This is a genomic window from Pseudomonas sp. IT-P260, from assembly GCF_949768395.1.
GTDB lineage: Bacteria > Pseudomonadota > Gammaproteobacteria > Pseudomonadales > Pseudomonadaceae > Aquipseudomonas > Aquipseudomonas parakoreensis.
Genome location: NZ_CATKPO010000033.1, coordinates 287,251 through 301,820, shown reverse-complemented (window position 1 = coordinate 301,820; position 14,570 = coordinate 287,251). Strand labels below are relative to the sequence as shown.

The window sequence follows — 14,570 nt, the reverse complement described above, 5'->3', positions numbered from 1 at the left end:
GCGGAATCAATGACAGGCATGTCGACTATTAATAGCCACTGATAGTCTTGGGTCAAAAGCCCAGATAGAGTTCAGGGCATTAGAGGTTACTTTGACGAGGTTTGCGATGTCCCGCACGATCCGTTTTCACAAGTTTGGTCCGGCCGAGGTGCTCAAATGCGAAGAGCATGCGGCCGCTCAGCCAGGTCCTGGCGAAGTGCAGGTGCGTGTCGAAGCGATCGGCATCAGCTGGTATGACATTCTCTGGCGTCAGAACCTGGCCTCGTCCCAGGCACGCTTGCCGTCCGGTCTCGGCCATGAAATGGCCGGCGTGGTCACCGCGATCGGTGACGGTGTCGACGACCTGTCGGTTGGCGACAAGGTGGCCAGTTTTCCGGCCGAAAGCCCGAACGACTACCCGGTGTATGGCGAGCAGATTGTATTGCCGCGCACCGCGCTGACGCGCTATCCGGATGTGCTCAGCCCGATCGAAGCCAGCGTGCATTACACGCCGCTGTTGATCGCCTATTTCGCCTATGCCGATCTGGCGCGGGTCAAACCCGGGCAGTTTGCTCTGGTCACTGACGCCAGCCATTGCGCCGGTCCGTCCTTTGTCCAGTTGGGCAAAGCCATGGGGGTGCGGGTGATTGCCGCGACGAAAACCGCAGATGAGCGTGAATACCTGCTGTCGCTGGGGGCCGAGAAAGTCATCGTCACCGAGGAAGAAGATCTGTTGATGCGAATCAACAAGATCACCGACAACCGTGGTGTCGATGTGGTCTTTGACGGTCTTGGCGGCCCGCAGATGTCGTTGCTCGGTGATGTGCTTGCGCCGCGTGGCAGCCTCGTTCTGTATGGCCTGCAAGGCGGTAATCAGACACCATTTCCGGCCTGTGCGGCCTTTCAGAAGAACATCCAGTTCTTTGTGCACTGCATCGGCAATTTCACCGGCAAACCCGAGCTCGGTATCACTCAGGATCACGTCGCCTTGCAGCGGGCCCTGCGTGACATCAACCAGCTCACCGCCGACCGCGTATTGCTGCCGCTCAAGACTCGGGTCTTCCCGTTCAACGAGTTCGTTGAAGCGCATCGTTACATGGACGAATGCCCATGCCGCGAGCGGGTCGCCCTGCAGGTCGAACCCGCGTAACCCCCCTCCGATCAGAGTCCGTGGTCCCACGGACTCCAGCGTGTTGCTCCCTTGCCATCACAACAGTTGCCGGATTCAGTGCATGGCTGTCTGTGCATCTGAACCGGTTTTTGCTCGCGATCTGTATCTTTTAATCGCCCTCTAAGCCCTGATAATTGAATGATTACTTTCATCTCAAGGAATGAGCCATGTCTGTGCATTCTGTTTTCTATCCCGTGTTGAATAATTCATCTCGAGAGCGATATGCCGGTTTCTGTTTAATCGGTGTAGGGTCTTTCCTATTATCGTTCTGCTTTTCTTGTACTCAATGTTCGTGGGACGCTGTAAGAAGTTTCCTCAGATATTTTTCTATCAGGGAAAACCCAGCGCTGGCAGGGGTTTGCGTCACTTAGGGTGGCGTTATTGTCGACTTCTCAGGTGCAAGTGTTTCAAATAACTTCAAAATCATAAGTGTTAGTATTTGATCGTCTATTACTTATTGATGAATTTATCGCGCCAGTGTCTTCACTGATGTGCGATATGAATTTTTTACGCCGGGTAAAGTACTGATGAGCACGATCCATGATCAGGCAATGAACTATGTCTACCAGCAAGTACTGCAACGTTTGCTGAGTTTCTTTTCCAGAGCCGAACGGACTGCACTGCAGTTGCTGATCCAGCGGCTGATGGTCGCCGCCGGCGGAGCGGAACGCATGGGGGAGTACAAGGTTCTGGTGACACCGTCCGGTACTCGTGACAGCTGCTACACCCTGGCGTTGTTGCGTGCCGCTCAGCTGAGTATCGCCGGCCGCGCACCCGCCACCTTCCAGTTGCGTGTCGCCGTCCTGCGCAGCGGCAGCATGGGCAATGCGGCACTCGACAATCTGCACCGCAGCTTTGCTGCACTGTTTCTTTATGATGACCCCCGCGTCGAAATGCTGATGGTGGATCATCGCCAAGTACTGCCGTTCAATCACCAGAAGTCACCCGACAAGGACAGTGCTGATGCCAATCGCATCAATCTTTTGATGATGGGACATCGGCGGGCGAGGGACGAGCCGCTTGAATTATGGGACGACGTTTGCCTGGCGCGGGCCGAGTTTTGCGGCCAGATTGCCCGCTGGAACAATGGTGTTGACGCCTGGGTTGCCAGTGAGTCGCCGCGGCGTCAGAAGCAATTCATCAATGATCTCGCGCGAGCGGTGCAGAAAGCCGGCCTGGAGGCTCTGCCATCCAATGCCGTTTCATTCGATGATTTGTTCGCGATTCTCGACGGCCTGGGAGGGGATCTGTATCGCGGTCTTTACGCCGAATCCGAACTATTGCGCTGGCGTCCCGAAGACGGATTCGAGTCATGCCGTCGCACTACATTCGTCGATATTCACGACATGGCGGTGGGCAAGCTGGAGGAGCGCTGGCCGTTGCTTAGCGAGTTTCTCGGGTATCAGGCGGAGGAATGGGTGTTTCATCAGGGCGAAGGTGAATACGCCGATCCTTTGATCGAGGCTCATCTTCGCGGTCTTGAGGCCGAGTTCATTGACGGAAGCGGTTATGAGTGCGGTTTTGCGGAACATGTTCAACGCATGCTGGTAAACATGCAGCAAATGCAGGTGCCGGATCCCGTTTGTGAACAGATGATCGCGAGGCTAGGGTTACAGCAGACTGAGGCGTTGCGTGAAGAGGCGGCAACAGCTCTGCACCAGACCTACGGTCTTAACGAAGCGCAATGGGTGTGTCTGCTGTTCACGCCGTTCATCGAACGGGGGGCCGGGCTTGAGCGGTTTCTGCGCAGTTGTCATCCCGGCATGTTGGTGGCATTGCCCGATTTGCACCGGGCCATGCAAGGGCTGCATGGCCCCGAGCAAGTGTTGCAATGGATGACGGATGTCAGCGGGCTGCCGATCAGGCTGATCGGGCATCTCTACGCCATGGAGCCACTGCCGGCCCGTGGTGCTGCCCGGTCGGCAGGAGCCGCGGCGGATGCTGGTAATGCCGACACCGGCGTGGGTGGCCGGTCAGCGGAGCGTTGAGGTGAGTGATTCATCCTTCAGAGCGCCTGTCGTCCCGGTATCGGGCTCATGAAAGGGGTACGAGAGCCCGGTTTTGCTTATCAGGCCGTTTATCGTTACCTGATGCGATTGATGGCGGAGACGACCGGTAATGACAACGCCAGGCTACCGTCGCTGCGTCAGCTGGCAGAGCGTCTCAATGTGTCGATTTCAACCATTCAATATGCTTATTCGTTGCTGGAGAAAGAAGGGCGGGTCTATTCAGTTGCCAAGTCCGGTTATTACGCCCGGGCGTTAGCGGATCTGTCTTCTCCAGCCGTTGGCAATGATCTGCTTGAAACGCTCTACGTCAATGCGCGGCGCCCGGGAATGCGTCTGTTGAGCGCCGAAGATCCGGTCTCCGTGCAATCGATGGACAGCCCGTTGCTATTGCTCGAACGCGAACTGCTGCGGCAGTACCCCCGGCAACCGACGCCGCTTGATCAGCCTTGCGGTGAGTTTGAATTACGCACGGTCGTAGCAGCCCGCTATACCACTTCACCGCAGCAGTGCTGGCACGCCGAGGATGTTTACATCGGTGCGGATCTGCGCGGGGTGCTGGAAATTCTGGTCGCCGTTCTACAGCTCAAACACGCAACGGTCTTGGTCGAATCGCCCTGCGACTGGGTAATACTGCGGCTGCTGCAGGCAGCAGAGGTACGCGTAATTGAGTTGCCCCTGCAGGTCTGCGGCGGTCTGGAACCGCAACGCCTGGAAGCGCTGCTCAACACTGAACATGTCAGGTTGGTGGTGCTTTCTTCGGGGTTGAGTATGCCGCGTGGCACACAGGTTCCTGCAGACAACCGCAGCCGCATCGCCGGGCTGCTTGTCAAACACGGCGCCTGGGTTCTGGAAAACGATTGTTATGGTGAGCTTGGAGAAGTCATGGACGGCGATTGCCTGCGTGACTTGCTGGATCCTGATCGGCTGCTGGTCTTCTCCACGTTCGAAAAATTCATCGGAATCGAAGCACCTTACGGGTTCGTGTTGTCGCGCCAATGGAAGAGCGAATTACTGCGACATTTTCTGATGCGTTCGTTCCGACTGTCACCCATCCGCCAGAAGGCTATCGCTCGACTGTATGGAAACGGTCGGATCGATCAGCATCTGCATGTCCTTCGCCGGCTGCTCAGGGAACGTCGAACGCCCATGATCCATTTGCTGCGCGAACGCTTGGGCGATGCACTGCAGGTCGTTGAGCCGCAGGGCGGCGCGACTGTCTGGGTGCGGGCAAGGCGTCCGGTGGACATGCGCGACGTATTTCAGCGCCTGCTCAGACAACAGATTCTGATCGCGCCGGGAGAACTGTTCAGTTTGCAGGGTTTGCACCGTCGGCATCTGCGTCTGAACCTTCTGGATCAGGGGGAAACGGGCTTGAGCGGGGCGATTGCAATGCTCGGGGATGCATTGCGTCTGGCTGCTGTGGAATGAACGTTGGAAACCGTCGGATAGATCCCGTCGCGCAGCGGTCAAACTGCCAGTAAACTGCGCTGTATTTCCTGAACCACTCTATTTCTGAGGTTTTGCATGACTATCAGTCCTTTTGCGGGCAAACCGGCATCGGCAGAATTGTTGGTCGACATCCCGCGACTGGTAACGGCTTATTACACCGGCCAACCGGATGCTTCGATTTCCACCCAGCGTGTGGCGTTTGGTACTTCCGGGCATCGGGGCAGCTCCTTTGACCTGAGCTTCAATGAGTGGCACGTTCTGGCGATCAGCCAGGCCATCTGCCTGTACCGCGAAGCACAGGGCATTGATGGCCCGTTGTTTGTCGGTATCGACACTCACGCACTGTCGACTCCGGCCGGAGCCAGTGCGCTGGAAGTGCTGGCGGCCAACGGCGTGACCGTAATGATCGCCGAAGGCGACGAATACACGCCGACGCCGGCGGTTTCGCATGCAATTCTCTGCTACAACCGTGGCCGCACCTCGGGTCTGGCCGATGGCATCGTCATCACGCCGTCGCACAACCCGCCACAAAGTGGTGGCTACAAATACAACCCTACCAATGGCGGCCCGGCCGACACCCATATCACCAAGTGGATCGAAGCCAAGGCCAACGAACTGCTGGCCAACAAGCTGGCAGGTGTCAAACGCATCAGTTACGAGCAGGCGCTCAAGGCGAGCACCACGCACCGCCATGACTACCTCAACACCTACGTCGCCGACCTGATCAACGTGATCGACTTCGATGCCATTCGTGGCGCCAAATTGCGCCTGGGTGTCGATCCGCTGGGTGGAGCAGGGGTGCGTTACTGGTCGGCGATTGCCGAGCATTATCGTCTTGATCTGGACGTTGTTAACAAACAGGTCGATTCGACGTTCCGTTTCATGACGGTCGATTGGGACGGTCAGATTCGCATGGACCCATCGTCCAGCCATGCGATGCAAGGTTTGATCGGTCTCAAGGAACGTTACGACGTGGCGTTCGCCTGCGACCCGGATCACGACCGTCATGGCATTGTTACGCCTTCAGGCGGTCTGCTGGCACCGAACAACTATCTGGCGGTATCCATCGATTACCTGTTCCAGAACCGCCCGCAATGGCGCGCCGATGCTGCCGTGGGTAAAACCGTGGTCAGCAGCGGCCTGATTGATCGTGTGGCCAAGCGCCTGGGTCGGCGCTTGTACGAAGTCCCGGTCGGCTTCAAATGGTTTGCCGATGGCCTGTTCGACGGCTCATTGGGTTTTGGTGGCGAGGAGAGTGCCGGCGCTTCGTTCCTGCGCAAGGATGGCGGCGTCTGGAGTACCGACAAGGACGGCCTGATTCCAGCTCTGCTGGCGGCTGAAATGACCGCGCGTACCGGTCGTGACCCAAGCCAGGCCTATCGCGCCCTGACCGATGAGCTGGGCGAACCGTTCTCGGTGCGCGTCGATGCCAAGGCCAATCCTGAGCAGAAAGCCCTGCTGAGCAAACTGTCGCCAGAGCAAGTGACGTCGACCGAACTGGCAGGCGAGAAGATTCAGAGCATTCTCAGCCATGCGCCGGGCAACGATCAGGCCATCGGCGGTTTGAAGGTGATGACCGAAAACGGTTGGTTCGCCGCGCGTCCTTCCGGCACCGAAGATATCTACAAGATCTACGCTGAAAGCTTCATTGGCGACGACCACCTCAAGCAACTGGTGGCTGAGGCGCAAATCTTGGTGGATGGTGCTATTTCCACGAAATAGTAGTAATCACCAAAGAAACTGTGGCGAGGGAGCTTGCTCCCGCTCGGCTGCAAAGCGGTCGCAAAACAGGGACGCTTCGCGCCCCAGCGGGAGCAAGCTCCCTCGCCACGAGGTTGGCAGCCGTTAAATCCTGTGTAAAAAGGGTGATCCAATGGGTCACCCTTTTTCATACCCGCAATCTAAGCCAAATCCACCAAAACGATTTCGCTGTCTTCGAGTGCCGTCACCGTCAGTACCGCCTCCTGCTCGACGGCAACGCCATCTCGAGCTTGTGCACGCAAGCCATTGACTTCAATCAGGCCGGTGGCGGGCACCAGATACGCACGGCGTCCTGCATCCAGTTGATATTCAGCTGTTTCGCCCGCCTTGAGGTTGGCTGCGACCAGTCGCGCATCGGCGCGAATGCGCAAGCTCTGATCATCGCCTTCTTTGCCGCTGGCCAGGGTGACAAAGCCTTCGCGCTGACCTTTGGGGAACGGTTTGGCACCCCACGATGGCGGCGCGCCAGTTTCCGTCGGCAGAATCCAGATCTGAAAGATTCGAGTCTCTTTGTTTTCCAGGTTGTATTCGCTGTGTGCGATGCCGGTACCGGCGCTCATGACCTGCACGTCGCCGGCTTCAGTGCGTCCCTTGTTGCCAAGGTTGTCCTGGTGAGTAATCGCACCTTCACGCACATAGGTGATGATTTCCATGTCGCGGTGCGAGTGTAACGGGAACCCGGTGCCGGCGGCGATCACGTCGTCATTCCACACCCGCAGATTGCCCCAGTTCATGCGTTGCGGATCGTAGTATTCGGCGAAGGAAAAGTGGTGATGGGCATCCAGCCAGCCGTGATGAGCGCCGCCCAGCGTATTGAAGGGTCTGAGTTCAAGCATGATCGTCTTCCTCAAAAGGTTCGTCATGGGGGCGTAGCGCCAGAGCCACGAAGCGAGACCGTCGGTTAATGGCAGGCATCATCCATCAGTCAACCAACGAGAAAAAGCGTAAAAAGTGCGGCATTCCCATCGAATCCATTGATGGGAAACTGGCTCGAAACGGTCTCACCCCACTTTCACTTCATCGCCTAAACCAATGAGCTGTAAGCATTTCGCTAGAACTCAGGGGCAAATAAAGACACCATAGCCGCAACAGCCTCACACACTGGAGCCCCTCAGCGTGGCGCAACACACTCCCGATCTGCCTCCCGAACTCCGTCCATTGGCCGAGATGCCATGGTTCAAGCGTCTGGCCGCGCGTTTCTTCGGCCACGGCCTGACGCGCTTGCGCGCTCAACACCGCGCGTCATGGTTGCACGGTCAGGCTGACGGCTTTCGCAGTGGCCATACCGCTGGCGTGGAGTACGGCTTCAAGGAGGGCAAACTCGAAGGCCTGGAGGAAGGCCGGCAAGTGCTGTTGATTCGTGACAGTCGCAGCACCGAACATCGTCCGCCGAGCGTGGACAATCATTTGTTCGATGACTGGCGCCTGCCACTCAGTGCCGAGCTGAAGAAACGCATGAAGGCCGATGTGGCGCGCTTGCTGCCCGAACATGCCCAGCCAAGCGCCGCGCAATGGAAGATGATTTTCAGTGATACGCCTTCGACCTCGGTGATTGCCGGTGCCGGAGCGGGCAAGTCGACGACGCTGGTGCTGAGGATTCTGTTGCTCACTCACTACCTGGGCTTTGAACTTGATTCGATGACCGTGGTGACCTTCACCCGCGAGTCGCGCAAGGATTTCATCAAGAAACTGATCGAGCTGTTTGCACTCTGGGGCTTGGCCCTGAGCCTGAAACACGCGCGGGAACTGGTGCGCACCTTTCACTCGCGGATTCTGCCGATGGTGCGCAGTCTGCCGGGATTTGAGCGCTTGCAGGCGTTCGAGAACCTCAGCGACCGAATTCAGGGTGCTGACGAAGAGGTCGACAGCAATCCGTTCGATTTGCGGATCAACGACGCTCAGCGCCGCCAACTCAATGCCTGTTACCACCGGTTGTTCACGGAAGACGAGCGTTTCCGTCAGCTCATTCAGCCGTTGGCCAAGGCGGGTTTGCAGCTCAAGGAGCTGGAGCGCGATCACCCGGACGTGCAAAAGCGCATGGCGGTGACGGAGTTGGCGGCCAAGCGCGATGAAGAGCTGTGCGATGCCATCGAAGACTTGTGGTTTCGCGCAGGTGCCTGGCCGATCAAAGGCATCGAGCCCAGCCGGCAAACATTCGAGATCAACGGTTCGACCTTTCACTGCCATGGCTACATTCCCAGCCTCGATGCCTGGGTGATGCTCGGTTTCGATCCTCGGGAAAACCCGCAGATCTGCCGACCCAACGCCAGGCTCGGAGTGCGCGCCGAGTGGGCAGTCAAGCGCACCCTGTTTCAAGCTTTCTGCCGTAAGCCATTGATTTGGATGGATAGTTACGAGGCGTCGAAGCGGGTGTTGTCGACGTTGGCGGGCGACGCGAGCGCCGGTCCAGGCTTCGACTACAAGGTCAAAGGAGAGCTGGTTTCAGCGCCGCTGCTGGACTGTTTTGTCGCGGCGGCCGGCTTTATCGAAAACCTCGGGCTGGACGTGCCGGACGCTGTCGGCCGGATGAGTTTTGCCAAGGACGATCCGGATCGGTTCTTCTTTGAGGCGCTGAGCCTGTTCTGGCGTGCCCTGGAAGATCATTTGCTCGATCAGAAACCGCCGGTGATGACCTATAACCGGATGTTTGCGCTGTTCAGCGAACATTCGCCAGAGAACCTCAAACTGCTCAGTGACGAGCTGCTGCGCCCCATGTCGCACTTGATGATTGACGAGTTTCAGGACGTTTCGCCGCAAATCGTCTCCTGGATCCGTGCCAGTCTGGCGGAAATCCGCAGTCGTGGCCCGGCGATGCATGTTGGGCGAGGCGCGCAGCGTTCGTCGTTGCTGTGTGTGGGCGATGACTGGCAGTCGATCTACGGCTGGCGTGGCAGTTCGCCGAGTTATTTCATGGAATTCAACAAGGAATTCCCTTCACCGGGCACTACACGGGTGATGCTCAGCGACAATTACCGCAGCCATCAACATATCATCGATGCCGCTGAACACATCGTCCGTGCGGCGCCGGCAATCCCGGGCAAAAAAGCCAAAGCCAGCGGCGCCCCCAAGGCCTTGCGGCCGGTGAGCGTGCTGGAACGCGATGATCAGGCTTTGGGGCTGCGCCTGGCTGAACACTATAATCGCGGCGACTCAATCTTGATGCTGTATCGAAAAAGCAGTGATAAGTCATTGATTGAAAAGCATATTCAATCTGTAGTTAATGTTGATTCGAGCTTGCCGTATGAAGCGCGACGCCTGAAACAGCTGACTTACCACAGTGCCAAGGGACTGCAGGCCGATGCGGTGTTTCTGCTGGGTGACTGCCAGCACCTGACCAGTTCTCCGTACAAGAACCAGGTGTATCGCATGGCTGGCTTGGGCAAGGCTGGCGACAGTGAGCCCTATGACACGGCGCAGAAGGACGAGATATTGCGGCTGGCCTACGTCGGCATCACCCGGGCGGTCAGCCATTGCTATTGGTACGTCGAGCCGCAGGACGCTCAGTCAGTCAATATGCCGAGAGCGTCTGACCGGGTGGCCCAGGACAAGGCATTCTTCGTCGATCAGCGGAAGCAGCCGCAAACCGCGTGATGCACGCGCGCACAAAAAAGCCCGCCGGAATTGGCGGGCTTTTTTATTAAAAAACAAAAGCTTAAGCGTAATTCTTGAGAGACTCTGGAGGAATGAAAGTCTCCAGTTCGTCTTCCACGGCTTCGATGATTCGTTCGACATCGGCCGCGTTCATCACCGTGGCGCAGGGAATGCCGGCGATGGCGATCATGGTCTCACCGCTGGCACGATCGAACAGTCGGGCAATCATGCTGCCCGGCGCATCCATCGTCGCTTCAAAACCCATTGGATGAAAATGCCAGCGCATCAACTGGCACGCGTTGGGGAAAGTGACTTTACTGGAACCTTTATTCATGTGTTGCCCGCCTTCTTCATCGAGCGATTCCTTTTGCTCATGTTAGGTGGGAAGAGCCTTCATTGGCTCAACCGGTCAGTGACATTAAAAGTAGCATCCGCATGTGAATTTTCCGTGAGCTTTTTCAGTTCATTTTGCGATTGCTGCGCATTTTTTGATGTAAGTCACGCCTCATTCACTCTTCGCCAAAAGGCCACTACGGTTTACTGATTGATCGTCTGGGTGAAGTTGGGCAAGCTCGGTGCTTTTGCGCAGAGCCCTTTATGCATGTCGACGACGACGGCCCAGAACAGACCCCGGCCACGGCCGCTACGGTCATGCGCTATCACTTGAGCTGGAAACATCGCGACCTGGACAGCGTCATGGCGCTGTACCACCCGGACGTTCAGTACAACGATTTCTTTCAGAACCGGGTGCTCGGTTTTGATGAGTTACGTGAGTACGTGCGTGTCAGCATGCCGCGAGAATCCGACGAAGCGCTGGAGCATTGCGACCGGATCCGCGTGGATGGCAACACTGCCTACATTCAGTACGAAGTGACCTTGCGCGGTGGCGACGGACTGGTGTCGTTCCGTTCCAGTGAAGCGATCACGGTGAAGGACGGCCTGATCTGGCGGGTCAATGAATATGCCTCGCTGGTTCGCACGCCAACCAGTGGCACCGTCGCTCCCAGCCAGCGTCCGGCAGTGAGTCGACTGGGCCTGTCACCGCGCCAGATCAGTTTCATGGCCGAAGACCTGCAGCAATATTTCGAACGGCAACAGCCTTATCTCGATCCCGAGCTGGATCTGCAACGGGTGGCGAAGGAGTGCGGGTACAGCCGCAATCAGATTTCCTACCTGCTCAATCAGGTGCTGGGGCAGAGCTTCTATCGATACGTCAACCAGGCGCGCCTGCAGCACTTGCTCAAGTCACTGGATCACGCCACGCCACCGCTGCGTATCGATGAACTGGCATTTGCTGCCGGTTTCAACTCGCTGTCGGCGTTCTACAGTTGCTTTCGCCAGCACACCGGCCAGTCGCCGAAGGCCTACGCCAAACAAATTTCTTTGCGGGCACGCGCGCAAGACAGTGATTGAAGTCACGCACTAGGATCGACGCCATCGAAGGTTTTCAGTGGCGGAGTCTTGCATGCCGGCGTGGCGCACTATCAGTTTGTGGATGGATCAACTCGACGAGCCGCTGATCGCGCGGCCGGCGCTGGAACAGGATCTGGATGTCGACGTGGCCATCATCGGCGCCGGTTATACCGGGCTGTGGACCGCGTACTACCTGAAAAAACTCGCGCCGGGTCTGGATATCGCCATCATCGAGGCGCAAACCGCCGGTTTCGGTGCGTCCGGGCGCAATGGTGGCTGGCTGATGGGCAATCTGCTGGGCGAGGATCGACTGCTCGCCGGCCTCTCGCCACAACAACGCCGCGCGTCTTTTGATCTGCTGCACAGCATCCCCGATGAAGTGGAAGTTGTCCTCGAACGTGAGGGTATCGACTGCGATTACCGCAAGGGCGGGGTGCTGTACTGCGCCGCTCGCTACCCGGAACAGGAAGCCAGCCTGCGCGAATACCTCGACAAGCTGCACGCCCAAGGCCTGACCGACAACGATTACCGCTGGCTGAGCCCCGAACAACTGGCGCAACAGATTCGCGTGGCGAAACCCTACGGCGGCATCTATGCGCCGCACGTGGCGACGATTCACCCGGCGAAACTGGTGCGCGGTCTGGCGCGTACCGTGCAGAACATGGGCGTGAAGATCTACGAAAACAGCCCGGTCACGCACTGGCAGTCGGGTAGTTTGCGCACGGCCAGGGCCCGTGTGCGCAGCCGCTGGATCGTGCCGGCCGTTGAAGGCTATTCGGTGACGCTGCCGCCGCTGGGTCGCTATCAGTTGCCGGTGCAAAGTCTGATTGTCGCCACCGAACCACTGTCGGCTGCGACTTGGGATGAAATCGGCCTTAACCGTGGCCAGGCCTTCAGCGAGTTCAGCCGTCAGGTCACTTATGGCCAGCGCAGTGCTGATAACCGCCTGATCTTCGGCGCTCGCGGCGGCTACCAGTTCGCCGGCAAGTTGCGCCACAACTTCGATCTGACCCGCGATGAAGTCGAACTGCGGCGTTATCTGTTCGGTGAGCTGTTCCCGCAACTGAAAAACGTGCAAATCACCCACGCCTGGGGCGGCAACCTCGGCATGTCGCGGCACTTCAAGCCGCACATGCTTTGCGATCGCGCCAATGGCATCGCGCTGTCCGGCGGTTATGGCGGGGAGGGCGTGGGTGCCAGCAACCTTGGCGGCCGCACCCTGGCTGATCTGATTCTGGAGCGCGATACCGAACTGGTACACCAGCCGTGGGTGCTGCCGGACGGCGGGATCCATGCGCTGCGCGCCTGGGAGCCGGAACCGTGCCGCTGGCTCGGTTACAACGCGATCATCAAAAGTTTTGTCCACGAAGACCAGACCCTGGCCAATTCGGCCACCGCACCGTGGCGGCGCAAGCTCGCCAGTCAGGTCGCGGGCTTCATGGAAGGTTTCATGCACTAACCGCCGTTTCTTCACAAGACAGGTCTCACCATGAGCATTACGCAGTTCAAGAACACCGCCAGCCTGCAACTGGACCAATCCAACCCGGTCGCCGTGCCGATCGGCGAGCCGGTCGCGATGGCCTCGACCACCAGCGTCGAGCGCGACGACGGCGTCGAAACCGGCGTCTGGGAATGCACCCCGGGGCGCTGGCGCCGGCAGATCACCGCGCAAGAGTTCTGCCATTTCATCTCCGGGCGTTGCACGTTCACCCCGGACAACGGCGGTGAAACCCTGCACATACAAGGTGGCGACGCACTGATGTTGCCGGCCAACACGCTCGGCATCTGGGATATCCATGAGACCGTGCGCAAGACCTACGTCCTTATTTTCTGATTGTTTGATCCTTTGATTGCCTGCCAACAAAAATAGCCACTACAGGAATCGACCCCATGATCCAGAAAACCCTCGCTCTGGCGCCGCTGCTGCTGGCTGCCTCCATTAGCCATGCCGCCGAAACGGTGAAGATTTACAACTGGTCCGATTACATCGCGCCGGATACCACGAAAAACTTTCAGAAAGACACCGGCATTGGCGTCACCTACGACGTCTACGACAGCAACGAAACCCTCGACGGCAAGTTGATGACCGGTAAATCCGGGTATGACGTGGTGTTCCCGTCCAACCACTTCATGGCGCGGCAGATCCAGGGCGGGGCGCTGAAGAAGCTCGACAAGAGCCAGTTGCCGAACTGGAAGAACCTCAACCCGGTGTTGCTCAAGGCCTTGCAGGTCAATGACCCGAACAACGAGCACGGCTTTCCGTACCTGTGGGGCAGCACCGGCATCGGCTACAACGTCGCCAAGGTCAAAGCGGTACTGGGCGACAACGCGCCGGTGGATTCCTGGGACCTGATCTTCAAACCCGAGTACATGGAAAAACTGCAGAAATGCGGCGTGGCGATCCTTGATAACGGCCCGGAACTGCTGCCGGCGGCACTCAACTACCTGGGTTTGCCACCGCATAGCAAGAACCCCGAGGACTACAAGAAAGCCGAAGCACTGCTGATGAAAGTTCGGCCGTATGTCAGCTACTTCCATTCCTCGAAATACACCAGTGACCTGGCCAATGGCGATATCTGCGTAGCGGTCGGCTTTTCCGGCGACATCCTGCAAGCGGAAAACCGCGCCAAAGAAGCGAAGAACGGCATCGACATTGGTTACGCGATTCCCAAAGAGGGCGCCGCCATCTGGTTCGACATGGTCGCCATGCCCGCCGATGCGCCGGATGAGAAGGCCGGGTACGCGTTCATGAACTACCTGCTGCGCCCGGACGTGATGGCCGGCATCAGCAATTACGTGCACTACGCCAACGGCAACCAACAGGCCGACGGGCTTATCGACCCGGCCATCAAAGGTGACACCAAGGTCTACCCGAGTCCGGAGATGATGGGCAAGCTGTTTGCGCTGGAGGCCATGCCGCTGAACATCGACCGGATTCGCACCCGTGTCTGGAACAAAATCCGTACCGGTAGCTGAGCCAACCCGAAACCCTGTAGGAGCTGCCGCAGGCTGCGATCTTTGATTTTAAAATCGAAAGATCGCAGCCTGCGGCAGCTCCTACAGAAAATCGCGTTAATTTAGTTGATATCAATACACTGGCATTGCACTAATAGAGTGCAGGAAAGTGAGACGCGTCTAACAAAAAACAACTTACCAATATTTAATATTTAAATAGAAAATCGTCAGACAATTGGAGG

Annotated in this window: 11 protein-coding genes; 9 read left to right on the top strand and 2 right to left on the bottom strand. The window is 57.8% G+C overall.

Features of this window, described 5'->3' with window-relative positions; all coding sequences use genetic code 11:
- Positions 1-106 precede the first annotated feature (106 nt).
- From ACM6HV_RS15265 to pgm, 4 genes are all read left to right on the top strand, one after another.
- A complete protein-coding gene (locus ACM6HV_RS15265) occupies positions 107-1,129 on the top strand; it encodes a zinc-dependent alcohol dehydrogenase family protein (protein WP_041064212.1) in 1,023 nt (340 codons plus the stop codon).
- A 548-nt stretch (positions 1,130-1,677) separates the two neighbouring features.
- Entirely contained in the window at positions 1,678-3,138 is a 1,461-nt protein-coding gene (locus ACM6HV_RS15260) for a hypothetical protein (RefSeq protein WP_414904635.1), read from the top strand.
- 48 nt (positions 3,139-3,186) lie between these two features.
- Positions 3,187-4,587, top strand: coding sequence for an aminotransferase class I/II-fold pyridoxal phosphate-dependent enzyme (locus ACM6HV_RS15255; protein WP_414904634.1), 1,401 nt, complete (start codon positions 3,187-3,189; stop codon positions 4,585-4,587).
- 96 nt (positions 4,588-4,683) lie between these two features.
- Positions 4,684-6,330 carry a phosphoglucomutase (alpha-D-glucose-1,6-bisphosphate-dependent) gene (gene pgm, locus ACM6HV_RS15250; protein ID WP_414904633.1) on the top strand — a complete coding sequence of 549 codons (1,647 nt, stop codon included), beginning with the start codon at positions 4,684-4,686 and terminating at the stop codon, positions 6,328-6,330.
- Positions 6,331-6,509: 179 nt separating this feature from the next.
- Here the strand turns inward: pgm and ACM6HV_RS15245 are convergent, their stop codons facing one another.
- The gene (locus ACM6HV_RS15245) at positions 6,510-7,205 is read right to left on the bottom strand and encodes a pirin family protein (protein ID WP_414904632.1); all 696 of its coding nucleotides are present in this window, start codon (positions 7,203-7,205) and stop codon (positions 6,510-6,512) included.
- Between the two features lie 280 nt (positions 7,206-7,485).
- On the opposite strand from ACM6HV_RS15245, the gene ACM6HV_RS15240 reads away from it, so the two are divergent.
- The gene (locus ACM6HV_RS15240) at positions 7,486-9,960 is read left to right on the top strand and encodes a UvrD-helicase domain-containing protein (RefSeq protein WP_414904631.1); all 2,475 of its coding nucleotides are present in this window, start codon (positions 7,486-7,488) and stop codon (positions 9,958-9,960) included.
- Between the two features lie 61 nt (positions 9,961-10,021).
- Here the strand turns inward: ACM6HV_RS15240 and ACM6HV_RS15235 are convergent, their stop codons facing one another.
- Complete coding sequence (locus tag ACM6HV_RS15235) at positions 10,022-10,294, bottom strand: DUF1652 domain-containing protein (protein ID WP_414904630.1); 273 nt, start codon at positions 10,292-10,294, stop codon at positions 10,022-10,024.
- Positions 10,295-10,557: 263 nt separating this feature from the next.
- Here ACM6HV_RS15235 and ACM6HV_RS15230 point away from each other — a divergent pair, with 263 nt between their 5' ends.
- The 4 genes from ACM6HV_RS15230 to ACM6HV_RS15215 are packed head-to-tail and all read left to right on the top strand — an operon-like array spanning position 10,558 to position 14,349.
- Positions 10,558-11,373 (top strand): AraC family transcriptional regulator, encoded by an 816-nt coding sequence (locus ACM6HV_RS15230; RefSeq protein WP_086791340.1) that lies wholly within the window; start codon positions 10,558-10,560, stop codon positions 11,371-11,373.
- Between the two features lie 52 nt (positions 11,374-11,425).
- Complete coding sequence (locus ACM6HV_RS15225; RefSeq protein ID WP_414904629.1) at positions 11,426-12,832, top strand: NAD(P)/FAD-dependent oxidoreductase; 1,407 nt, start codon at positions 11,426-11,428, stop codon at positions 12,830-12,832.
- A 30-nt stretch (positions 12,833-12,862) separates the two neighbouring features.
- Positions 12,863-13,207, top strand: coding sequence for a cupin domain-containing protein (locus ACM6HV_RS15220; RefSeq protein ID WP_414904628.1), 345 nt, complete (start codon positions 12,863-12,865; stop codon positions 13,205-13,207).
- 56 nt (positions 13,208-13,263) lie between these two features.
- Positions 13,264-14,349: a polyamine ABC transporter substrate-binding protein gene (locus ACM6HV_RS15215; RefSeq protein ID WP_414904627.1), complete on the top strand. Its 1,086-nt coding sequence runs from the start codon at positions 13,264-13,266 to the stop codon at positions 14,347-14,349.
- The last annotated feature ends 221 nt before the right edge of the window (positions 14,350-14,570 follow it).